Genomic DNA, 21,678 nt, shown 5'->3' on the forward strand with positions numbered 1-21,678 from the left:
GGCGCATGGTCTCGATCACCGACCGCGAAGACGACCGTTCCCGGCGTTCTCCCCCGCCCCCGGTCCCCGGTCCGCCGCCACCGGCCGCCGGCCTGCCGCCCTGGACCAGCTGGCTGCAGATCGGCCTGAGCTCCATGCTCGCCGTGCTGTTCCTGGTGATCCTGGGGAAGACGCGCGAACAGAGCCAGCTGCTGATGAAGCTGGAGCAGCGCCTGCAGGGACTGGAGAACAGCCGCGCCCTCGATCGCACCTCCGTGCTGGAGGAGCAGCAGCGGGCGATGGTGGGCCGCCTCCAGACCCTGGAGGCCGGGGCCCAGCGGCTGGAGGCCCTCGAGCAGCAGCAGGACCAGTGGCGCTCCGCCCTGGCCGACCTGCAGGGCCGGGCGGTGCGGCGCCCCCAAAGGGATCCGGACCCCTTCCCCGCCACGCCGGTGCCTTCGGCGGGGCCCGGCGGCCGTCCCGCCCAGGCCCCGGCGGAGCGCGGCGACGGCGGCGGCGTGCTCCGCCCCCCGCCGGTGGGCAGCCCCTGAGCGGCCAGGGGAGCTCCCCCTGCCTCACCCGCGCCAGGTGGGCCCTCAGTCGGTGTCGCCGATCAGGGTGAAGGCGGCCCAGGCGACGGGATCGGGCTCCTGCCGCCGCACCTCCAGCATCGCCGCCCGCAGGGCCCGTGCCTTGGAGCGCCCGGCAGCCAGCTCCCTGTAGAAGGCCGTCATCAGGGCCGTGGTGGGGGCATCGGGAACGGCCCAGAGGGACACCAGCACGCTGCGGGCTCCGGCCGTGAGCAGGGACCGGGACAGGCCGATGACGCCGTCGCCGGTGATCGTGCCCCGCCCGGTGTCGCAGGCGCTGAGCACGAACAGGTCGGCCGAGAGGGAGAGTCCCAGGATCTCCCCGGCGGTGAGCAGCCCGTCGTCACGGTCCGAGGCCGCCAGCACGATCGTGCCCGGCACCTGCTGCCGCATGTCGTCATCGAGCAGGCCGTGGGTGGCCAGGTGCACCAGCCGCGCCTGACCCATGCCGGCGACGACGGCGGTCTCGGTCGCCCTGGCGCCGATCAGGGGGGTGGTGCCGAACAGGGCCGCGATGGCCCTGGCCTCCTGCTCGGCCCCGGGCAGGGGGGCCAGGGGGACCGGAGGATCGCCAGGCCGCAGGGCGATCGCCGGCATCGTCGGATTGCCAGCCACCAGCACACCCCGCCCGCCCTCTCCCTGCCCACTTTCTCCCCGCCCACCGTCGCCCCGGGGGCGGGAGTCCCGGGCGCGGCTGAGCATGGCCAGCACTTCGATCGAGGGGGCGGTGAGGAGGGTGTGCCGGGCGATCAGCGGCTGCCCTGTGGCATCGCGCAGGGCAGGGAAGGGCACGAAGAACAGGGGCCCCTGGGGGATGACGATCACCGGCGCCTCGGGATCGGCCGGCAGCAGGTCGGCGATGGGCTGGATCAGCAGGCGGTGCAGGTCCGCCAGGGCCCCGTCGGAGGCGCCGCTGCGGCGGGCCGCCGCCGGGGTGGCCGCGGCCACCACCGCCAGGCCCCGGGCGCTGCGCACCCCCATCGCCTCGCGGCTGGCGACCACCAGGCGGTCGAGGGAGGCCAGGGACCCGGGACTCTGCAGCCGGCGGAAGCTGATGCGCCCGTCGGGGGCGACGACCCAGGTGTAGATCCTGTCGTTGATCAGGGCGTACTGGACCAGGCTGGCGTTCTGGCTGCGGGCCACCGCCCGGATGGCCGCCAGATCCATCGGTGCCGCTGCCGCCGTCGCCGTCGCTGCCGGGGTCTGGGCCGAGCCGGTGGCGACCGAGCGGGCCTGGAGCTGCTCGACGAAGGCCCGGGCCCGGGCCCGTTCCGCCACCACCAGGGCGTCCTCGCTGCGGCCCTGGGCCACCAGCACCACCTGCAGCGCCTGGTACGGGGAGGTCTGGGTGTCGAACAGGGACACCTTGAGGTCGTCCCGGGGGCCCAGCCGGGCGCGGATCTCCTCGTTGCGGGCGACCGCCTGGCGCAGGGGTTCCTCCGCCTCCTGATTACGCCCGGCGCGGTGCAGGGCCAGGCCCAGCCCGACGAGCGCCTGGGCCTGGCCGTAGCGATCGTCGATGGCCTCGTAGATGGTGAGCGCCTGCCGGTAGCTGAGGCTGGCGCGATCGGTCTGATTCTGCCGCAGGTCCCCGTGGCCGAGGGCCAGCAGCATCATCCCCTCGTTGTAGCGGTTGCCGATCTCCCGATAGATGGCCAGGCTCTGGGCGTAGGCCCGACGGGAGGCGCCTCCGTCGCCCCGTTCGGCCTGGGCGTGGCCCAGGGCGGAGAGGGCGTTGGCCTCCAGGTTGCGGTTCTTTCCGGCCCGGGCCAAGGCGAGGCCCCGCTCCAGCTGGGCGACGGCGGTGGCGGTGTCGCCGTCCTCAGCGGCGAAGCCGCCCAGCGCGATCAGGGCGACCGCCTCGGACAGATGGTCCCCCGAGGTCCGGGCCAGCTCCAGAGCCTCGCGACTGAAACCGCGGGAGGCCTCGTTGTTGCCCACAAAAACGTGGACATCGGCCAGGCCCCGCAGCAGGGTCAGCTGGTTCCTGGTGTCGCCGGCCTCCCGGGCCAGGGCCAGGCCCCGGACGTAGGCGTCGATGGCCTCGGCGTAGTCGTTGCGCCAGTAGTGGGAAAAGCCGATCTGCTGCAGCACCTGGGCCCGTTCCCCCGGGGGGCTCCGGCGCGCCTCCATCTGGACCAGGACAGGTTGCAGGGTGGCGATCGCGGCGTCGTAGCGGGCCAGCCGCAGCTGGATGGCGCCGATGGCGGTGCGGATCGTGAGCGCCGTCTCGGGATCGTCCAGCTTCTCGGCCAGGCGCAGCGCGTCCTGGAAGTGGCGCAGGGCCAAGGGATCCCCTTGCTGGTCGGCGTGCAGCCAGGCGATCCGCATGTGAAGCCGCAGCAGAGTGGCTGGATCGGCCCGGGCCTCCCGCCCCAGCAGATTCAGGCTGGCCTGGCTCGCCGCCAGGGCCTCCGCCGGCCGGTCCTGGAAGGCCAGGACATCCCCGATGCGCCCGAGCACGATGGCCTCCCGTGTCCGGTCGCCGAGGCGGCGATGCAGGGTCAGGGCCTGTCGGAAGAAGGCCAGGGCGGGCTCGTAGCGCTCGAGCCAGTAGTGGGCGAAGCCGAGTTCCTCGAGGGTGCGGGCCTCGCCGGCCGCATCGGCCCGCTGACGGAACAGGAGCAGAGCCTGCTCCCAGGCCTGGATCGCCGCCGGCAGCTGCTGGGCGTTGGACTGCCGCAGGCCTTCCAGGTAGAGCTGCTCCGCCGTCGTGCCTGCCCGGGGTGGCTGGGGGGCGGGCTGGCCCGGGTCCGGGCTGGCTGGCGGTGCCGGAGCGGCCCGCAGCGGCGGCGTCCCCAGCAGCGCCAGGGGCACCAGGCCGGAGGCCAGCCACCGTCGTACCGGACCGGCACGGGATGGGGGCACTCAGATCACCTCGAAGCTGAGCGACAGGGTCGCGATCTGGGTGCTGTCCAGTCCCCGTTTCTCCACGGCCAGCCCCCGGGTGGCGGCGGGACCCGCCGTCAGATCCCGAAGCAGTTCCTCCACGGCGGCCACCGGTTCGGCCAGGGTCACCGGACCGCGCGTCTGGCCGGTACGGCCGGCGATCGCCTGTAAGCCCCTGAGGGCCTGGTGGATCGGCTGGAGGCTGGCGACAATCAGCACCTCCACAGGGCCCCTGGGCTCCTGGGTCACCAGGCGGAACCCGTCGCGTTCCGGATCAGGAACCAGCAGGGAGGCTCCTGCGGCCACCCGCGTCGCCTCGGCGTCGGCGGTCCAGTTGTTGGGGTAGATGACGGTCATCTCACCGGTGGGATCGATCACCAGCAGGCTCATGTGGATCGGTGTCGCCTCCCGGTTGCGGACCTCGAACTGCACGGCGCTGCCGACGGGCAGGCGGGCCGGACCCAGGACAGTGCCACTGGCCGGCCCCCCCGGGCTGCCGCTGGAGGCGGCCAGCCCCCGCGTCGGCAGGGTGCGCGCCACCAGAGCGTCCGGCTGACCTTCCGGCCGCATCGAGACCACCACTTGGAGTCGGGAGGAATCGCCGTTGAGGGCCAGCCGGAAGAGCCTCGCCGCCAGCAGGGCCTTGAACGTCGGGCGCAGCCGCTGGACCGCCGCCGCCACAGACTCCCCGCGGCCGCCGAAGGAGCGGGCCAGCGGGTCCCCGCCGGGGGTGAACAGACCGAGGCTTCCCTCCTCGGGAGGGGGATCGGCGCCGGCCGTCGGCCTCCCTGACAGTCCCGGTCGATAACGCCCGAGGATGGTCTGTACGTCCCGCTTCTGAAGCGGGGTCACCCGCAGCCGCGGCAGGGACTGAAGGGCCCGCTCCGCGTTGGGCAAGTCCCCTCCGAGGGATGGGTCCAGTCCGACGACAAGCTCCACATTCGGCGGCAGGTCGCGCAACCGTTCCTGCAGCAGCAGGCCGGGCGTGAGGGGCCCGCTGGCCTTCAGCACCGTGCCGCGGGCGATCAGACCCTGGCGGGAAGCCAGCGTCACCTCTCCGAGGACGGCTCCGCCGTGGTCCACCAGCCGGTAAACACTGCCCGGCCCGAGGGCGGTCAGTCCCTCCGGTTCGACGCCCCCGAGCCAGAACTCCACGCTGCCGCCACTGATGCCGGTCAGGACTCCATCCCCCGGGGGCACGGTCTGGTCGAGGAAGAACAGGGCGCTGCGCTCGTTGCCGCTGCCCGGCTTGCTTTCGTACAGCGGCTCCTGACGGGTGGTGGAGAGCCGCGTCGTGCTGCGGGCGATCGTAGGCAGCAGGGTGCGGATGGGGGTACTGCCGGTCTGCTGCCAGAGGTACTGGGTCAGCAGATAGGTGAACACCCCGGAATCGACGTCGTCGAAACTGGCGTCGGCGGCCAGCTGATCCCTGGCGGCACCGGCGAGCACCACCCCGTTGGCGACCCCGATCCTGCGCTGCTGGATGAAGGCGTCCCGGCTGAAGTTCTGCTGCTTCAGCAGCGTCTCCTGCAGCTCCAGCTCCCCGGGGCTGATCTGCAGCCGGGCATTGCCATCCCGGGCGCGGATGCGCAGGTTCCCCCGGGTGCCCCCGCCCGAATGGCAGCTGTCGAGCACAGCGGTGAAGTTCTCGCTGGCCACCGCCCGGCTGAGCAGGAAGAAGGAGTGGCCGGTGATGTCCTGCACCACGCCACCGCTGGCGGGAAAGCCCGCCGGCAGGCGGCTGTCGACGGGAACGAAGGTGCTGTTGAGCCCATCGTTGTGGTCCCGGTCGGGGTCGGCGATGCGGGAGCCGTGCCCGGAGAAGTGGAACACCACCACATCCCCAGGCCTGGCCTGGCGGATCAGGTGCTCCTGAAAGGCCTCCAGGATTCCGGCGCGGGTCGCCTTCGCGTCGGTGAGGGTCACGATGTCGCTGGGCTGGAAGCCGAACCGGTGGATCAGCAGTTCCCGCTGCAGCCGTACGTCGGTGACACAGCCGTACAGAGGAGCGAACTGGCTGGATTCCGGGTAAGCGTTGATGCCCACCAGCAGAGCCAGTTTGCGGGGGGTGCCCTGGGCCAGGACCCTGGCGTAGCGGTCACCGGCCTGCGTGAGCTGCAGGGCGTTCCACCCGAGGGCAGCCAGAGCGGCTCCTGAGAACTGGAGGAAGCTCCGACGATTCATGGCCAGTGCCTCATGGCTGGTGCCGTCGCGCGCGGCCGTCCCTGGCCGGAGATGGCCAACGTGCGGTCCACGATTGCAACGTAGCCATGGTGGGCGCGGGGGGCGACAGCGGCATTCGCAGGCATGAAGAACGGTTGCGAAATGTGACGACCCACCCGCCAGGGCCACTTGTCGTGGCTTACAGGCGCTGGTCCTGCTAGCTACCGAACAGCCGCGATCCGTCAGGAGCCGCTCCTTCCCACCACGGCCAGACACGCCGGGAATCCGCGCCGACGGCGGCAGCGGAACGACCGCTGGAACCCGGAGGGAGCGGTGCCGATGTCCACCCTTCATCAGCCGTATCCCCTTTCCTCCCCTGATGCCATGGAGACCAAGCGAGCCTGTCTGGTAGCCGTTCTGCTCACCCTTTTGGGGCCCATCGTTACCTGGCCTGTCCAGGCCCAGGACCTGAACGAGAGCGCCCTGCCGACCCCCCTGAGCATGCAGCTCCCCGGCGCGTCCCGGCCGGGAGCCGATCCGCTGCGGCTGCTGCAGTCTGCCGAGGTCCGCAAGGAGCTCGCCCTCTCGGAGGGCCAGATCCAGGAACTGCAGCAGCTCGATCGGGACACCAGGGCCCGGGTCCGCTCCCTGGCCGGCGCCAGGTCCCGAGGCGGGTCGGCTTCCCCGTCGGTGGCGGCGGTGCGGGGCTTCGAGGCCCAGCAGCAGGAGGTCGCCCGTCAGTCACGCCAGAGGGTGGCCGAGATTCTCGGCCCCGCCCAATTGGAGGCCTTCAAGGCCATCGTCGAAGCGAGCCCCGGACAGGACCCCCTGCAGCTCCTGATCAGTGACGGCATGCGCGCCCGCCTCGGGCTGACAGAGGCCCAGGCCGAGCAACTGCGTCAGGTGGCCGCCCAGGCCGGACCGCCGGGTGGGGGGCGCAGCCGTGGTGCTGGGGCGGCGGACGGCATCGCGGCCCTGAGCCGCCAGCTTGAGGCTCTGACCAGCAGCGTGCGTTCCAGGGTGGCCGGGATCCTCACGCCAGAGCAGCTCACCCGGCTTCGCCAGATCCTCCTGCAGGTGGATATGGCGGCACTGGCGGATCCCGCCATGGCCGGCGCCCTCAACCTGACCCCGGATCAGCAGCGGAGCCTGGCCCTCGATCGCCAGCGCACCCTTGATGCCATCGGGGAAGGTCACCAGCTCCCCCGTGCCCGCGGGCCCGCCGGGGAGGTCCCCTGCAGTGCCCTGCAGGCCAACCGCACCCGGCTCGATCCCGTGCTGCAGCAGAACCAGTCCCGCAGCCGCGGGGTGCTGACCGCCAGCCAGCGGACGGTGCTGGAGCAGATGGAGGGCAAGCCCCTGGCTCTGACACCGCCGGAGCCCTGTCGCCCCTAGGCGATCCGCAACCACCGTCGCTCCAACCACCCCTTCGCCCTGCGGATGCACCCCATGCCCATCACCGATGACATCGAGAGGCTGGCCCATGGCAACCCGACCAGGGAGGGGATCGCCAGGCTGCTGACGGTCGATGGAGATGAACAGGAACAGCTGTTCCAGCGTGCCCGGCAGGAACGGCGCCGGGCCGGAGGCGATCCGGTCACGCTCCGGGGGGTGATCGAGATCTCGAATCACTGTCAGAAGAGCTGTGACTACTGCGCCATGCGCAGTCCCAACGGCGAGATGGAGCGCTACCGGATGACTCCGGAGCGGATTCTGGAGATCGTCGCCGAGATCGCCGCCAACGGCATTCCCATCGCCTTTCTGCAGGCCGGCCAGGATCCCGCTGCCGATGCGATGGTGGCGAAGCTGATCCCCGAGATCAAGCGCCGCTTCGACCTCAGGATCCTGCTTTGCCTTGGGGAGCGACCCAGGGCCACGTACCGCAGGTTCGCTGAACTCGGCGCCGATTCCTACATCCTGAAGTTCGAGACCTCCAGCCCGGCGCACTACCGGGCCATCACCCGCACATCGCTACCGGCACGGCTCGACTGCCTCCGTCAGTTGCGGGAGCTGGGCTATGCCGTCGGCACGGGAAACATCGTCGGGCTGCCGGATCAGGACCTTTCCCAGCTGGTGGACGATGTGCTTCTCGCCCTCAAGCTCCGTCCCGACTTCGTCAGTGCCTCCCCCTTCATCGCCAACCAGTCCACACCCTTTGAATCCTGCCCCCAGGGTTCGCTGAATACGACGCTCAACATCCTGGCGATCTATCGCATCGGCCTCCGGACTCCCCTGATCCCGAATGTCAGCGCCCTGGAGAAGCTGCAGGCCGGTGGCCAGCGGCGGGGGCTGGAGGCAGGCGCCAACGTGATGACAGTCAACTTCACGCCGCCGAGCTATCAGGAGAAGTTCAACATCTACTCAAAGCAACGCTTTGTGGTGGGCCTCCAGCACGCCCTGGCCACCATTGAATCCGCCGGAATGGAGCCGTGCAGCTCCACCAGGACAGCCAGCCTCGCAGGCCTTCCCTCCTGATGCCCGCATCCATGCTGCGTCGGTGGTTCCTCAGCGTCCTTCTGCTGTTGGCGGGTGTCATAGGTCCGGGCCGACCGTCCCCGGCTGAGGCCGCCACGCCGGAGCGATCCTCCGGCGGCTATGTCCTGACCATCACATCCGGCCGATCGCTGGCCAATCTGGAGAGCATCGATTCCTTCGGCGTTACGGAGCAGGGGACTCTGGCGGCCCGGCTGTTGCTCAGGTACCTCAGCGATGGGGATCGCCAAGCGCTGCAGGCGGCCCGGGACGTCTGGAGCGGCATCATCCCCAGAGAGAACTTCGGGGGCGACTACACGGCGCTGCAGTGGTTCGCCGACTTGGCCCTTTCCCCACCAGACCAGCAGCGGCAACAGCTGCAGGATCCACGGGTCGCCAGCTATTACGCTTTCTTCGCTGCGAATGATTTCGCTCTTCTCAGGGAGTACCTGGGCAGGAAGTATGCGCTGGCCCCCTACGAAGACCTCGAAACCGAGAAGGGCCGCATCCGCCTGGCCTTCCTCGAGGACTCCATCTTGTTCAACAACCCGCGACGGGAGGAGTGGGAACGCACCAGCCTGATTCTGAATTCCCTCCAGATACGGCCTGGAGAAACGGTCGCAGACATTGGCAGCGGACCCGGCTACTACAGCTTCCTGTTTGCGGAGCGGGTCGGCAGCACAGGCAGGGTGTATGCCATTGACACCGTCAAGGCCCATCTTGATTACATCAACTCTGTCATCCGTCGCACCGGACTGACCACCATCACCACGATCAATAACCACAACGAAAGCATCGGCCTGCCGGTGGGGACCAAGGTCGACACGGCGTTCATGTGCTCCCTCTACCACATCCTCTATCTGGTGTATCGGGAGTCCGCCCGTGAGCAACTGCTCGCCACCATCAGAAACTCCCTGAAGCCCGGTGGCCGGTTGGTCATCGTCGACAACAGCTTGGTGGAGGACAGCCAGCTCCCTTACCACGGCCCGTACATCGCCAAGGAACTGGTGATTGCCCAGCTGGAACACCATGGATTCCGCCTGGAGAGTTCCCGGCAGTTCATCCCCCAGCGGTATGTGCTCACCTTCAGGCTCCAGTGAGGTCCGATGGCGATGCTGCTGACGCTGGAGCCGAAACTCATCGGCACCCTGGCTGCCCTGGGTTCCGCCGCGTCCTGGGCCCTTGGTTCGATCCTGTTCAAGGGGCTGGGACGCGATGTCTCCTCCCTGGCGATGACGCTTGGGAAGGGAGTCCTGAGCGTGGCGCTGCTCAGTCTCGCCGTCGCCACGACAGGCTCCGGAGCCATCGGGCTCACCCCCGCCCTGCTGCTGGTGCTCAGTGGCGTTGTGGGGATCGGCCTGGGAGATGTGTTTTTCTTCGAGGCCCTCAAGGCGCTCAGTGCCCACGCCATGGTCATCCTTCTGATGCTGGGTCAGGTGCTGACCGCCGTGCTGGCCCTAGTGCTGCTGCAGGAAATGCCGTCGGGGATCCAGTGGATCGGCATGGGCCTGATCTGTCTCGGTGTGGGGGTGGTGCTCTCGTCCGAATCGTCCGGAGAACGATCCGCCTCCCGCCTCAGGGGGGTGGTCTTCGGCCTGCTGGCGGTGGTCTGCATGTCCCTGTCGCTGATCATCGCCAAGCAGGGTCTCGAGCAGGTGTCCGCCCTCCAGGCCACGTGGATCCGGATGATGGCCGGCACCCTCTGTCTGTTGCTGCTGGGGCTGGTCAGCCGGCGGCTGTCCGGCTGGTTGCGACCCTTCCGGAGCAGGGCCTATCTGGCTGGATTCTTCGCCTCGGTCCTGGTGGTCACCTTCGGCGGATTCTGGCTTTCCCTGGTGGCCTTGAAGCACCTCGATGTGGCGGTGGCCAACACCCTCAATTCCACCGAACCCATCTTCATCCTGCCGCTGGCTTTTTTTGTGCTCGGGGAACGGATCAGCCGGCGCTCACTGTTGGGCACCGGGGTCACGATGGGAGGTGTGGTGGTTCTTTGCACCCATGGATAAAACGACTGCTGAGCAACGAAGTCAATCCAGTCGGTTTAAGCCATCGGTTTCTTCGACGGCACTGCGAATGGCCATGACTGAGACTAGAGTGCAACCAACGGGACGGGCACACCCCCGCCCAGGCCTGAGGCATTTTTCCATGCTTCTTCCGTCACATTTTCTTTTGCGACGCCCCGCGCCTCTGCCGTGGTCCCGCGGTTGATCCCACCAGCCAATCCTGTTTCCATTCGTCTCCCTGCCTGGCTCAGACTCCATCCCTCCCCCCGATCCCCATGACGATCCAGAACCCATCCGCTGAACGCTCCTTTCCCCTTAGCGAGCTGATGGCCAGGGCATCCAGCCGGGTGGAGGACTACAAAACCCTGCAGAAGCAGGGATTAATCTGCAGCAGTGGAGACTTTTTCCCCTCCGTTCACTATCCGCCCATCACGATGTATCCCCCGGTCGAGGAGGAAGAGTTCTTCGCTGGCTATTCTCTGCCCGAGGATGGTCTGTTCGATGTCTATGCCCACATCCCCTTCTGCCGTTCGCGTTGTCTGTTCTGCCACTATCCCGTTCAGCTCGGTGAGCGTTCACCCGAGAAGGACCGTTATCTGGCGGCTCTCGAGCGTGAAATGGATCTCTCCATGCGACGGCTCGGCATAGAGCGGATCCAGGCCCGTTCCGTGCTGGTGGGAGGTGGAACTCCGACCTATCTCAGCATCGACCAGCTTCGATCCTTTCTGGACTTCTTCACCCAGCGGGTGGACCTTTCGGCCTGCACCCAGTTCAACTACGACGTCGACCCGGTCACCCTGATCGGCCCGGAGGGCATCGAACGGCTGCAGGTCATGCGCGACCACGGCGTTGACCGACTCACCATCGGCGTCCAGTCACTCAATCCGGTGGTTCTCCGCCAGATGAACCGGCACCACGGCGTCGAAGAGACCCTCGAAGCCATCGACAACTGCAGGCGCCTCGGATTCCAGCTGAACATCGAGTTCATCTTCGGTTATCCAGGCGAAACCCTGGAGAACTGGATGGATGTGATCCGCCAGGCCGTCACACTCGATGTGCAGGAGATCCAGTTGTATCGCCTCAAGGTGGAGGCCTATGGGGATTATCAGGGCCCCATCAAGTCCATCCAGCATCTGCATCCCGAGCGGATGCCCTCCCTGGAGGAGACGATCATGATGAAACAGCTCGCCATCGATCTTCTCAACGCGAATGGATTTCACGAGAATCTCCGCCGGGTGTTCTCCAGGGAGCGTCAGCACTTTTCGCACTATGCCGACAACCAGTGCTGCGGCCTCCACGATCAGCTCGGTTTCGGCCTGACGGCCTTCAGCAGCCTCCGGGACCGCTTCGCGCTCAACACCCAGGATTTCGATGCGTACTACGCCCTGATCGACGCCGGCCGCCTGCCCCTCAACCGGGGCCTCCTCCGCTCGGCCGAAGAGCAGGCCCGCTGGGCGGTTGTGCTGCCGCTGAAGAACAGGGCGCTCTGGCGGAGTCACTTTGAGGCCGTCACCGGGGGTCGCCAGCTCGATCAGACCTTCGGCCCCCTGCTGAAGCGACTCGAGTCCTTCGGCCTGGTTCAGGACGAGGGGGACAAGGTCGTGCTCACCAGCCTCGGCGCCTTCGTTGCTGATGAGGTCGTGCAGCAGTTCCACGATCAGGCCTACATGCCCTATCCGGCCGAGGCCTATGCCCCGGGCCCGCTGCACCCCTACGACACGGTCCGTGTCAAAGGGGATGGCGCACTGGTGGGCGTCTGAGCTCTCAGCCCTTGACGGCGTCGCCGCTGGCGCTGGGCAGGATGTAGCGCTGCAGCAGCACGAACAGCAGCAGCACCGGCAGGATCGAGACCACCGATCCGGCCGCCACCAGGCGCCAGTCGAGGGAGAAGCTGCTGGCCAGCTGCTGCAGACCCAGGGGCAGGGTGTAGAGGGTGGGGTCGTCGAGAATGATCAGCGGCCAGAGGAAATCACTCCAGGTGCCGATGAACACGAACATCGCCAGGGTGATCAGGTCGGCCCGGGCCGCCGGCAGCATCACGTTCCACCACTCGCCGATGGGGGTGCAGCCATCGATCCGGGCCGCCTCCTCCAGCTCCACCGGCACCGCCAGGAAGCTCTGGCGCAGCAGGAAGATGCCGAAGGCCGTGGCCGCCTGGGGCACGATCAGGGCCCAGAGGGTGTTGCGCAGCCCGATCTGCACCATCAGCAGATAAAGGGGGATCATCACCACCTGGAAGGGGATCAGGATCGTGGCCACCACCAGGGCCAGCACCAGCCCGCGGCCGCGGAAACGCATCCGCGCCAGGGGGTAGGCCGCCAGGGAGCAGAACAGCAGGTTGGCCAGCACCGCCAGGGCGCTGACGATCGTGCTGTTGAGCAGGTAGGTGCCCATCGGGTTGGCGGCGAACAGGCGCCCGTAGGCCTCCAGGCTCGGCTGGCTGGGCAGCAGGGCCGGAGGGCTGGTGAAGATGTCCTCGGCCGGCCCCTTCAGGGAGGTGCTGACCAGCCAGAGCAGGGGCAGCAGCAGCAGCACGGCCACCAGCAGCAGCAGGGCGAGCTGCAGCCCGGTGGCCAGCGGGGAGCGGTTGGGGGCGTTCACAGACGCGGCAGTTCCGCCACCGGAAGGGGGGTCTTCTGGGGGTGGAGCGGGGCGCGCTGGCCGCCGGAGACCAGCCGGTTGAGGGCGTTCACGAAGGCCTGGGCCGCCGCCACGACGATGTCGGTGTCGGCCGCATGGCCCGAATAGAGCACCCCCTGGTGGCGCAGGCGGATGGTCACCTCGCCCATGGCGTCGATGCCTTCGGTGACGGACTTGATGCTGAACTCCACCAGCTCGTTCGGCACCTGGGCCAGGTGGTTGAGGGCCTGGCAGACCGCATCCACCGGGCCGGTGCCGATCGCCGCCTCGGTGAGGTCGATGCCGTCCCCGTCTCGCAGGGTGACGGTGGCGGTGGGCTGGAGGTTGGTGCCGCAGCTCACCTGCACCGACTGCAGGGCGTAGCGGGGCTGGTCCTGCTGCTGCACCTGCTCGCTGACGATCGCCTCCAGATCCCGGTCGGTGATCTCCCGCTTGCGGTCGGCCAGCTCCTTGAAGCGGGCGAAGGCGTCGTCGAGATCGTTGCGCTCCAGGGTGTAGCCAAGCTCCTCGAGCCGGGCCCGGAAGGCGCTGCGGCCGGAGAGCTTGCCGAGGGAGAGCCGGTTGTCGGCCAGGCCGACGGTGCGGGCGTCGATGATCTCGTAGGTGAGGCGGTTCTTGAGCACCCCGTCCTGGTGGATGCCGGACTCATGGGCGAAGGCGTTGGCGCCCACGATCGCCTTGTTGGGCTGCACCGCCATGCCGGTGAGGTTGGAGACCAGCCGGGAGGTCTTGGTGATCTCCTCGGTGCGCACGTTGGTGAGGGGGTCACGCTGGTCGGCGGGCCGGCCCAGGAAGGGGTTGAAGTAGCTGCGGCGCACGTGCAGGGCCATCACCAGCTCCTCGAGGGAGGCGTTGCCGGCCCGTTCACCGATGCCGTTGATGGTGCACTCCAGCTGGCGGGCGCCGTTCTTGACCGCTTCGAGGAAGTTGGCGACGGCCAGGCCGAGATCGTTGTGCCCATGCACCGAGATCACCGCCCGGTCGATGTTGGGCACCGAACGGTTGATGCCGGAGATGATCGCGCCGAATTCCGCCGGGGTGGTGTAGCCCACCGTGTCGGGAATGTTGATCGTGGTGGCGCCGGCGTTGATCGCCGCCTCGATCACCTGATGCATGAACTCCGGGTCGCTGCGGCCGGCGTCCTCGCAGGAGAACTCCACGTCATCGACGAGGGAGCGGGCATAGGCCACCATCTCGGCGGTGATGGCGAGCACCTCGGCGCGGGTCTTGCGGAGCTTGTGCTCGAGGTGGATGTCGCTGGTGGCGATGAAGGTGTGGATGCGCCGGCGGGCGGCGGGGGCCACGGCCTCGGCGCAGGCCTTGATGTCGCCGCTGGCGGCCCGGGCCAGACCGCAGATCACGGGCCCGTCCGGGGTGCCGACGTTGGCGGCGATGCGCTGGACGGCGTGGAAATCGCCGCTGCTGGCGAAGGGAAAGCCGGCCTCGATGATGTCGACCCCCAGGCGGGCCAGCTGCTGGGCGATCGCGAGCTTCTCCTCCAGGTTGAGGCTGGCGCCGGGGGACTGCTCCCCGTCGCGGAGGGTGGTATCGAAGATCAATACCCGGCCGGGATCGCGGGCCATGGGGTTAGGCGGAACAGCTATGAGTTAGGTCCACTCTAGGGGCCGGCTGTCCTGGCTCCGGGAGCGGAACCGTCAGGGAGCGGAACGTAGAGTGGCACCACAGAGGGTTTCCCCATGGCCGCAGGCGATCTGGCCCTGGTGTTGCATGCCCACCTCCCCTACGTGCGCTCCGGTGAGCCCGGTTCGCTGGAGGAAGACTGGTACTTCCAGGCCCTCCAGGAATGCTATCTGCCCCTGCTGGAGGTGCTGGAGCAGGCGGCCGCCGATCCCCAGCAGCGGCCCCGGCTCACCCTCGGCCTCTCTCCCACCCTGCTGTCGCTGCTGAGCGACCGGGCCCTCAACGGCCGCTTCCCGGCCTGGCTGGCCCTGCGCCGCACTCTGCTTGACGGAGCCGTTCCCGAGCTGGAGGTCCCGGCCCGCGAGCTGCAGCACACCCTCACGGCCATCGAGGCCCAGTGGCGGGAGATGGGGGGGGATCTCCTGCCCCGCTTCCGGCGGCTGCAGGAGCTGGGGGTCCTCGATCTGATCACCTGCGGCGCCACCCACGGTTACCTGCCCCTGCTGCGGGATTCGCCGGAGGCGGTACGGGCCCAGCTGCTCACCGCCGTTCGGGAGCACCAGCGGCTGCTGGGTGTGCGGCCCCTGGGCATCTGGCTGCCGGAGTGCGCCTACTACGAGGACCTCGACCGGCTCCTGGCCGAGTGCGGCCTGCGCTATTCCCTGCTCGACGGCCACGGCCTGCTCCATGGCCTGCCCCGTCCGCGCTACGGGGTCTACGCCCCGATCTGCTCCCCGGCGGGGGTGGCCTTCTTCGCCCGTGACAGCGAATCCACCCTGCCGGTGTGGAGCGCCAGCCAGGGCTACCCGGGTGACGGGGCCTACCGGGAGTTCCACCGGGATCTGGGCTGGGACCTGCCGGAAGCGGATCTGGAGACCCAGGGGATCCACGACCGCCGCCCCCTCGGACTCAAGCTGCACCGCGTCACCGCCCAGGGCTGCCCCCTTGAGCTCAAGCAGCCCTACGACCCGGCGCGGGCGGCCGAGCGGGTGACGGAGCACGCCGAAGCCTTCCTGCGGGGCCGCGCCGCCCAGATGGAGCAGCTGGCGGCGACGATCGTGCCGCCGCCGCTGCTGGTGGCCCCCTTCGATGCGGAGCTGTTCGGCCACTGGTGGTTCGAGGGCCCCCGGTTCCTGGCCGAGCTGTTCCGCCAGGGTCCGGCTCTGGACGTGCGCTTCACCCACCTGCGCGATGTGCTCAGCGAGGGGCGGTCCCTGCAGGTCTGCCGGCCGGCCCCCTCCAGCTGGGGGCAGGGGGGCTACCACGACTACTGGCTGAACGACACCAACGCCTGGGTGGTGGCGGAGTGGCAGCGCGCCTCCCGCGCCATGGTGCAGCGGGTGAACCGGGGCGTGGGCAGCACCGCCCAGCGGGCCCTGCTCACCCAGGCGGGCCGCGAACTGCTGCTGGCCCAGAGCTCCGACTGGAGCTTCATCCTGCGGGCCGGCACCACCACCGGCCTGGCGCGGGAGCGGATCCGCCGCCACCTCGACCGCTTCTGGCGGCTGATCGATGCCCTCGAGCACGGCACCGACCTGCCCCGGGAGTGGCTGGTGGGGGTGGAGCGGGAGGACGGGCTGTTCCCGCAGCTCAACGCCGCCGACTGGGCGACCAGGGCCTAGCGGCCTCCGCCCAGCCCCGGTCAGAGAATCTGATCCAGGAAGCGGCGGGTGCGCTCGTGGCTGGGGTTGGTGAAGAACACCTCCGGTGCGGCCTCCTCCACCACCTCGCCGTCGGCCATCAGCACCACCCGGTGGGCCACGTGGCGGGCGAACTTCACCTCGTGGGTCACCACCACCATGGTGATGTCGTCGGCGGCGAGATCCTGCATCACCTCGAGCACCTCCCGCACCATCTCCGGGTCGAGGGCGCTGGTGGGTTCATCGAACAGGAGGATGCGGGGTTCCATGCACAGGGCCCGGGCGATCGCCACCCGCTGCTGCTGGCCCCCCGAGAGCTGGCCGGGGTACTTGCCGGCCTGTTCGGCGATGCCCACCCGTTCCAGCAGGGCCCGGGCCTGGCGTTCCACCTCCGCCTTCGGGCGCTTGCGCACCAGCACCGGCGCCAGCGTCAGGTTGTCGAGCACCGAAAGGTGCGGGAACAGGTTGAACTGCTGGAACACCATGCCCACCTCGCGGCGGATGGCGTCGATGTTGCGCAGGTCGTTGGAGAGCACGATGCCGTCGACGGTGATGCTGCCCTTCTGGAAGTCCTCCAGGGCGTTGAAGGTGCGGATGAAGGTGCTCTTGCCCGAACCCGAGGGGCCCATGATCACCACCACCTCGCCGCGCCGCACCGTCAGGCTGGCGCCGCGCAGGGCCTGGAATCCATTGGGGTACCACTTCTCGACGGCCCGCGCCTCGATCATCAGTTCGCTGCTGGGTTGGCTCATGGGGCGGGAAGCGGGTTCGGAGCGGAGAAGGAGGGAAAAGGGAACGCAGCTCAGGTGGCGCTGGGTACGGCTTGGGGATCGAGGCGGCGCTCCAGGGCCCGGCTGCCCAGACCGAGGGCGGCACAGCAGCCCCAGAACAGCACCGCCAGGGTGAGGTACACCTCACCGTTTCTCCCCAGGAAAGCGGGGTTGGCCATCACGGTGCGGGCCGTGCCGAGCAGTTCCAGCAATCCGATCAGCGACAGCAGGGTGGTGTCCTGCAGCAGCGAGATGAACTGGCCCACCATGGCCGGCAGGGCCACCCGCAGGGCCTGGGGCAGCACCACATGCTGCAGGGCCTTGGGATAGGAAAGGCCGAGGGAACGGGCGGCCTCCAGCTGGCCCCGCGGCACCGCCGCCAGGCCGGAGCGCACCGCCTCCGCCAGGTAGGCGGCGGCGAAGAAAGTGAGCACCCAGGCCGCCCGCCAGACCCGCTCCGGGGCCAGCCCGCCGGGCAGCAGGAAGCCGAGGATGTTCTGGCCGAGGAACAGCAGGGTGATCAGCGGCGCGCCGCGGATGAACTCGATGTAGACCACCGAACCCCAGCGCAGCAGGGGCAGCTCGCTGCGGCGCCCCAGGGCCAGCAGCACCCCGATCGGGAAGCACAGCAGGATGGCAAAGCTCGAGGCCAGCAGGGTGAGCAGCAGGCCCCCCCATTCCGACGGGGACACGGTGACCAGCCCCAGCCCGCCGCTGATCAGCACCATGCCCCCCAGGTAGAGCAGGGGCCACACCAGGGCGGCCAGCCGCCGGCCGGTGGGCGACAGGCGGGTCCCGAAGCGACCGGCGAGCCAGCGGCAGAGGCCCAGCAGCAGGAGGAGCCCCCACCAGCGGGCCTGGATGGCCAGGGTCAGGCCGAGGGCCGAGGGCACGGCTATGGCGATCAGGGCGAGCAGCCCCAGGGCCAGCCGGTCGTTGCTCGGCCACAGCACCCCGGTGCGGTCCGGGCGGGGGTGGGCGCGCAGCAGGCCCCAGGTGGCGCCGCTGGCTGCCACCAGCAGGGCGGTGAGCAGCCAGAGGCGCCACTGCTGCTCGATCGGGTAGCGGCCCACGGCGAACAGGGTGCTGTTCACCCTCACCACCGCCCACTGGGCCTGGGTGAGGGCCCAGCGCAGGAAGCCGAAGGCCCCCAGGCTGAGCAGGGTGATCAGGGCCACGCTCAGCGCCGCGTCGGCGGGGGTGGCGAACAGTTCGGAGCGCAGGCGGCGCAGCAGGGCGTTCATCTCAGCGCTCCCGGATCTGGACCAGGTGGTTGAGACCGTTCATCAGGGCCGAGATCAGCAGATCGAGGGTGAGGTAGGCCGCCAGCAGCACCAGGATCACCTCCACCGCCCGTCCGGTCTGGTTGAGGGTGGTTTCGGCGACGGAATAGAGGTCGGTGTAGCCCACCGCCACGGCCAGGGAGGAGTTCTTGGCCAGCGAGATGTACTGGGTGTTGAGGCCCGGCACGATCACCCGCAGGGACTGGGGCAGGACGATGCGGCGCAGGGTGGCGAACCAGCTCAGCCCCAGGGAGGAGGCCGCCTCCCACTGACCCTTCGGCACGGCGGCGATGCCGCCCCGCACCACCTCGGCGATGAAGGCGCCGGAGTACACGATCAGGCCGGTGATCAGGGCGCCGAACTCGACGCTGAGCCGCACCGGGGCCTGCCAGACCCCGTTGACCAGCATCGGTCCCATCCAGCGCAGCCCGTCGCCGAAACCGGCGATGTAGAGGCCCGATTTGGCCAGCACCACCCCGGGCAGCTGGATCGCCGCCACCCCGTTGGGCAGGGTGAGGAACACCACGAAGTACCAGAACACCAGCTGCAGCAGCAGGGGGATGTTGCGCACCACCTCCACGTAGACCCGCGCCAGCCGCCGCAGCAGGCCGTTGTGGCTGAAGGAGGCCATCCCCACCAGGGTGCCCAGCAGGGTGGCCCCCACCAGACCCACCACCACCGCCCGGATCGTGTTGACCAGACCGGCGGCCAGGGCGCGCCAGTAGGGCAGCTGGGCGTTGAACGGAAGCACCGATTCCGAGATGTCGAAGCCGGCGGGCTGCTGCAGCCAGCGCCAGCTCAGCAGCAGGCCGGCGGCGGTGAGGTTGCGCACCAGATTGCCCAGCAGGAAGGCGATCAGCAGCAGCACCAGCAGACCCACCACGGCCTGCACCACCCAGGGCACGATGCGGCGGTCGCGCCACCAGGGTGGCGAAGGCGGTGCGGGTGGGGCAGGGGCCGGGTCGGCGGGGGGCACCGGCGCCATCAACGGAAGGGGGGCGAGTAGATCAGGCCGCCGTCCTTCCACTGGCGGTTGAGGCCCCGGTCGAGCTTGAGGGCGGAGGCGGGCCCGACATTGCGATCGAAGATCTCGCCGTAGTTGCCGACGGCCTTCACGGCTTTGACCACGAAGTCGGGCGGCAGGCCCAGCTGCTTGCCGAAGTCACCCTCCACCCCCAGGAAGCGGCGCAGGTCGGCCTGGTTGGTGTTGGCCTTGGCCTCGGCCAGCTTGGCGTCGATGTTCGCCTGGGTGATGCCGCTCTCCTCGGCCTGCATCAGCCCGTAGACGATCCAGCGCACCGCATCGGCCCAGGCAGGATCGCCGTTGGTGGTGGCGGGGGTGAGGGGCTCCTTGCTCATCACCACCGGCAGCAGGGTGTGGGCGTCGGGTTTGGGGAAGCTGGTGCGCTTGCCCGCCAGCTGGGAGCGGTCGCTGGTGACGGCCACGCAGCGGTCGCCGAGGTAGGCGGCGAAGGTCTGGTCGCTGGTCTGGAATTTCAGCGGCGTGTAGGGGATGTTCTGCTCCCGCATCCGGTCGGCCAGGTTGAGCTCGGTGGTGGTGCCGCTCTCGACGCAGATCGGCTTGCCGGCCAGACCCTTGAGGTCCTTGATGCCGCTGGCCACCGGCACCAGCACCCCCTGGCCGTCATAGAAGGTGGTGGGGGCGAAGCTGAGGCCGTTGCCGCCGGCCGCATCGCGGCTCAGGGTCATGGTGGTGTTGCGGGAGAGCAGGTCGACCTCGCCGCTGGCCAGGGCGGCGAAACGCTCGCTGGAGTTCAGGTCGCGGTACTCCACCTTCTCCGGGTCCCCCAGCACCGCGGCGGCCACCGCCTTGCAGACGTCCACATCGAGGCCCAGGTACTTGCCGTCGGGGCCCACGAAGCTGAAGCCGGGCAGCTTGCCCTCCACCCCGCAGATCAGCTTGCCCCGCCCCGTGATCGTGGAGAGCTTCTGGCTCTGCACGCCGCCACCTTCGCCGGCGCAACCGGCCAGCAGGCCGGCGGCACAGAGGGAAACCACCAGGGAGCGGGTCCGGGTCCGGAACATGCCTGCGTCTTAAAGGTGGCCGCATTGTTGCAGGTGCGGGCCGGTGCAGGTAGGCCCTGTGGAACCTCCTCAGCGGAAGGGGGGCGCGATGTGCAGACCGCCGGCGCTCCAGAGCCGGTTGAGGCCCCGCTCCAGGCCCAGGGGGGTGGCGCGGCCCAGGTGGCGCTCGAACAGCTCGCCGTAGTTCCCTACCGCCTTCACCACCCGCACCGTGAAGTCGGCGGGGAGGCCCAGCTGGCGGCCGAAATCCCCCTCCACCCCCAGAAAGCGGCGCGCCTCGGCCTGGCTGGGGTCGCGCCGTGCCGCGGCGAGGCGGGCCTCGACGTTGGCCTGGGTGAGGCCGCTCTCCTCCGCCTGGACCAGGGTGTGGGTGATCCAGCGCACGGCATCGGCCCAGGCCGGATCGGCCTGGATCGTCACCTTGGCGCTGGGCTCCTTGCTGAGCCGCTCGGGGAGCAGCACGTGGGCCGCTGGCTGCTTGAAGCCGCTGCGCTTGGCCGCCAGCAGGGAGCTGTCGCTGGTGATGGCGGCGCAGCGACCCTGCTCGTAGGCCGGGTAGGCCTGCTCACCCGACTGGAAGCGCAGCGGCTGGTAGGGGACCCCCAGCTCCCGCATGCGATCGGCCAGGTTGAGCTCGGTGTTGGTGCCGCTCTCGACGCAGATCGGCTTGCCGGCCAGCTGCCGCAGGCTGCGGACGCCGCTGGCCGCCGGCACCATCACCCCCTGGCCGTCGTAGAAGAACACCGGGCCGAAGCTGAGGGCATTGCCCCCCGGGGCGTCCCGGCTGAGGGTGTGGGTGGAGCTGATCGAGAGCAGGTCGACTTCGCCGCTGTTCAGGGCCACGAAGCGCTCCCCCGCCGTCACCGGCCGGAACTCCACCTTGGTGGGATCCCCGAGCACGGCGGCGGCCACGGCCCGGCAGAAATCGGCGTCGATGCCCACGAAGGCGCCGCCGGAGCCCACCGTGCTGAACCCGGGCACCGCTCCATCAACGGCGCAGACCAGCCGTCCCCGCTCGCGGATCCTGGCCATGGTGGGGCTGCCGGGGGCGTCGTTACCGGCGGCGCAGCCCACCAGGCCGGCGACCAGGCCGCCAAGGGCCCCGAGCCGCAGGGCCAGCGGGCCGATGGACCGCCTTCGGGCTCCGGGCGCCACGCCGTTCATCCGGGCAGGATCACCCGGTCGATGACGTGCACGATGCCGTTGTCGCAGATGATGTCGGCGGACACCACGGTGGCGTTCTTGACCTCGAAGGGGTCCGCCCGGCGGATCGCCACCGGCGCCCCCTCCAGGCTCTCCCATTCCGGCTGCGTCACCAGCTGCTCCCGCAGATAGGCCCCGGAGAGCACATGGAATTTGAGGATTCGGGCCAGCTGGGGGACGTTGTCCACCAGGGTCTGGACCGTGCCGGGGGGCAGGGCGGCGAAGGCGTCGTCGACGGGGGCGAAGACCGTGAAGGGGCCGGGGCTCTCCAGGGCGCCGGTGAGCCCGGCCACCTCGACGGCGGTGAGCAGGGTGGCGAAGCAGCCGGCCCCCTTGGCGGTTTCGATGATGTTGGCCAT

At 69.4% G+C, this 21,678-nt stretch carries 17 protein-coding genes; 7 read left to right on the forward strand and 10 right to left on the reverse strand.

Annotation, left to right across the window (positions count from 1 at the left end; translation table 11 throughout):
• Nucleotides 1-5: 5 nt before the first annotated feature.
• A complete protein-coding gene (locus KBZ08_RS02210; RefSeq protein WP_254971019.1) occupies nucleotides 6-530 on the forward strand; it encodes a hypothetical protein in 525 nt (174 codons plus the stop codon).
• 45 nt (nucleotides 531-575) lie between these two features.
• Here the strand turns inward: KBZ08_RS02210 and KBZ08_RS02215 are convergent, their stop codons facing one another.
• Together KBZ08_RS02215 and KBZ08_RS02220 are read right to left on the reverse strand one after the other, a co-directional pair.
• Entirely contained in the window at nucleotides 576-3,437 is a 2,862-nt protein-coding gene (locus KBZ08_RS02215) for a CHAT domain-containing tetratricopeptide repeat protein (protein WP_254971020.1), read from the reverse strand.
• A complete protein-coding gene (locus KBZ08_RS02220) occupies nucleotides 3,438-5,642 on the reverse strand; it encodes a caspase family protein (RefSeq protein WP_254971021.1) in 2,205 nt (734 codons plus the stop codon).
• Between the two features lie 363 nt (nucleotides 5,643-6,005).
• Between KBZ08_RS02220 and KBZ08_RS02225 the strand changes: the two genes are divergently transcribed.
• From KBZ08_RS02225 to KBZ08_RS02245, 5 genes are all read left to right on the forward strand, one after another.
• Complete coding sequence (locus tag KBZ08_RS02225; RefSeq protein ID WP_254971025.1) at nucleotides 6,006-7,016, forward strand: hypothetical protein; 1,011 nt, start codon at nucleotides 6,006-6,008, stop codon at nucleotides 7,014-7,016.
• Between the two features lie 54 nt (nucleotides 7,017-7,070).
• The gene (locus tag KBZ08_RS02230; protein ID WP_254971027.1) at nucleotides 7,071-8,096 is read left to right on the forward strand and encodes a radical SAM protein; all 1,026 of its coding nucleotides are present in this window, start codon (nucleotides 7,071-7,073) and stop codon (nucleotides 8,094-8,096) included.
• Nucleotides 8,097-8,107: 11 nt separating this feature from the next.
• A complete protein-coding gene (locus KBZ08_RS02235) occupies nucleotides 8,108-9,193 on the forward strand; it encodes a methyltransferase domain-containing protein (protein ID WP_254971029.1) in 1,086 nt (361 codons plus the stop codon).
• Nucleotides 9,194-9,199: 6 nt separating this feature from the next.
• Complete coding sequence (locus tag KBZ08_RS02240) at nucleotides 9,200-10,099, forward strand: DMT family transporter (protein WP_254971031.1); 900 nt, start codon at nucleotides 9,200-9,202, stop codon at nucleotides 10,097-10,099.
• Nucleotides 10,100-10,371: 272 nt separating this feature from the next.
• Complete coding sequence (locus tag KBZ08_RS02245) at nucleotides 10,372-11,856, forward strand: coproporphyrinogen-III oxidase family protein (RefSeq protein WP_254971033.1); 1,485 nt, start codon at nucleotides 10,372-10,374, stop codon at nucleotides 11,854-11,856.
• Between the two features lie 4 nt (nucleotides 11,857-11,860).
• Here the strand turns inward: KBZ08_RS02245 and KBZ08_RS02250 are convergent, their stop codons facing one another.
• Together KBZ08_RS02250 and KBZ08_RS02255 are read right to left on the reverse strand one after the other, a co-directional pair.
• Nucleotides 11,861-12,697, reverse strand: coding sequence for a carbohydrate ABC transporter permease (locus KBZ08_RS02250; RefSeq protein WP_106219807.1), 837 nt, complete (start codon nucleotides 12,695-12,697; stop codon nucleotides 11,861-11,863).
• Nucleotides 12,694-14,319, reverse strand: coding sequence for a 2-isopropylmalate synthase (locus tag KBZ08_RS02255; RefSeq protein WP_254971036.1), 1,626 nt, complete (start codon nucleotides 14,317-14,319; stop codon nucleotides 12,694-12,696). The genes KBZ08_RS02250 and KBZ08_RS02255 overlap by 4 nt, the downstream gene beginning before the upstream one ends.
• A gap of 114 nt (nucleotides 14,320-14,433) precedes the next feature.
• Here KBZ08_RS02255 and KBZ08_RS02260 point away from each other — a divergent pair, with 114 nt between their 5' ends.
• Entirely contained in the window at nucleotides 14,434-15,999 is a 1,566-nt protein-coding gene (locus tag KBZ08_RS02260; protein ID WP_254971039.1) for a glycoside hydrolase family 57 protein, read from the forward strand.
• A 20-nt stretch (nucleotides 16,000-16,019) separates the two neighbouring features.
• Here KBZ08_RS02260 and KBZ08_RS02265 read toward each other — a convergent pair whose 3' ends face one another.
• The 6 genes from KBZ08_RS02265 to KBZ08_RS02290 all read right to left on the reverse strand — a co-directional run bounded on the left by KBZ08_RS02265 (nucleotide 16,020) and on the right by KBZ08_RS02290 (nucleotide 21,678).
• A complete protein-coding gene (locus KBZ08_RS02265) occupies nucleotides 16,020-16,769 on the reverse strand; it encodes an amino acid ABC transporter ATP-binding protein (RefSeq protein WP_315861236.1) in 750 nt (249 codons plus the stop codon).
• Between the two features lie 50 nt (nucleotides 16,770-16,819).
• Nucleotides 16,820-18,031, reverse strand: coding sequence for an amino acid ABC transporter permease (locus KBZ08_RS02270; RefSeq protein WP_254971041.1), 1,212 nt, complete (start codon nucleotides 18,029-18,031; stop codon nucleotides 16,820-16,822).
• A gap of 1 nt (nucleotide 18,032) precedes the next feature.
• Complete coding sequence (locus KBZ08_RS02275) at nucleotides 18,033-19,055, reverse strand: ABC transporter permease subunit (RefSeq protein WP_106219812.1); 1,023 nt, start codon at nucleotides 19,053-19,055, stop codon at nucleotides 18,033-18,035.
• Entirely contained in the window at nucleotides 19,055-20,116 is a 1,062-nt protein-coding gene (locus tag KBZ08_RS02280) for an amino acid ABC transporter substrate-binding protein (RefSeq protein ID WP_254971045.1), read from the reverse strand. The genes KBZ08_RS02275 and KBZ08_RS02280 overlap by 1 nt, the downstream gene beginning before the upstream one ends.
• Nucleotides 20,117-20,185: 69 nt before the next feature.
• Nucleotides 20,186-21,280, reverse strand: coding sequence for an amino acid ABC transporter substrate-binding protein (locus KBZ08_RS02285; protein WP_254971047.1), 1,095 nt, complete (start codon nucleotides 21,278-21,280; stop codon nucleotides 20,186-20,188).
• Nucleotides 21,277-21,678: a fasciclin domain-containing protein gene (locus KBZ08_RS02290; protein WP_106219814.1), complete on the reverse strand. Its 402-nt coding sequence runs from the start codon at nucleotides 21,676-21,678 to the stop codon at nucleotides 21,277-21,279. Before KBZ08_RS02290 ends, KBZ08_RS02285 begins: the two co-directional genes overlap by 4 nt.

This window comes from Cyanobium sp. Candia 9D4 (assembly GCF_024346155.1).
GTDB lineage: Bacteria > Cyanobacteriota > Cyanobacteriia > PCC-6307 > Cyanobiaceae > Cyanobium > Cyanobium minutissimum.